Source organism: Salipiger sp. PrR007 (assembly GCF_010499845.1).
GTDB classification, from domain to species: Bacteria; Pseudomonadota; Alphaproteobacteria; order Rhodobacterales; family Rhodobacteraceae; genus Salipiger; species Salipiger pacificus_A.
Window position 1 is genome coordinate 1 of the sequence record NZ_JAAGOZ010000005.1, and the last position, 1,158, is coordinate 1,158.

The window sequence follows — 1,158 nt, forward strand, 5'->3', positions numbered from 1 at the left end:
ATGACCATCGAATACCTCAAGCGCGGAAAATCCGATGATGACCGCCGGCAGGACGACGCCAAGACCCGGGCGATCGTCGAAGCCACGCTGGCCGACATCGAGGCGCGTGGCGACGCGGCGGTGCGGGCGCTTTCGGAGAAGTTCGACAGCTACAGCCCCGAGAGCTTCCGGCTCTCGCAAGCGCAGATCGACGCCCTGATCGCGACGCTGTCGGAGCAGGAGATTGCCGACATCCGCTTCGCGCAGGCGCAGGTGGTGACATTCGCGGAGGCGCAGCGCGCCTCGATGACCGACATCGCGGTCGAGACGTTGCCCGGGGTCATCCTCGGACACAAGAACATCCCGGTGCAGTCGGTCGGCTGCTACGTGCCCGGCGGCAAGTTCCCCATGGTGGCCTCGGCGCATATGTCCGTCGCCACGGCGAAGGTCGCCGGCGTCCCGCGGATCGTCGCCTGCACGCCGCCTTTCGGCGGCAAGCCCAATGCCGCGGTGATCGCCGCCATGCATTTCGGTGGCGCCCACGAGATCTGGGTGCTGGGCGGCATTCAGGCGATCGGCGCCATGGCCATCGGCACCGAGAGCATGCAGCCCGTGCACATGCTCGTCGGGCCGGGCAACGCCTTTGTCGCCGAAGCAAAGCGCCAGCTTTTCGGCCGTGTGGGGATCGACCTCTTCGCAGGTCCGACCGAGACCATGGTGATCGCCGACGAGACCGTGGACGCCGAGATGTGCGCCACCGACCTGCTTGGACAGGCCGAGCACGGCTACAACTCGCCGGCTGTGCTGCTGACCAACTCGCGGGCGTTGGCCGAGGCGACGCTGGCCGAGATCGAGCGCCTGCTGGACATCCTGCCCACCGCCGAAACGGCCCGCGCCAGCTGGCAGGACTACGGCGAGGTGATCGTCTGCGACAGCTATGACGAGATGCTGGAGGTGGCGGACGAGATCGCCTCAGAGCACGTGCAGGTGATGACAGACCGCGACGACTGGTTCCTCGAGAAGATGACCTGTTACGGCGCGCTTTTCCTTGGCCCGCGTACCAATGTTGCCAACGGCGACAAGGTGATCGGCACCAACCACACGTTGCCCACCAAGAAGGCCGGGCGATACACCGGCGGGCTCTGGGTCGGCAAGTTCCTCAAGACCCACAGCTACCAG

The 1,158-nt window shown here is 66.3% G+C and carries 1 protein-coding gene; it reads left to right on the forward strand.

Going from position 1 to position 1,158, the window contains the following annotated elements; all coding sequences use genetic code 11:
- Window positions 1–1,158, forward strand: a 1,158-nt coding sequence (gene hisD / locus G0Q01_RS00030; protein ID WP_164212903.1) for a histidinol dehydrogenase, incomplete at its 3' end; no start/stop codon positions are given.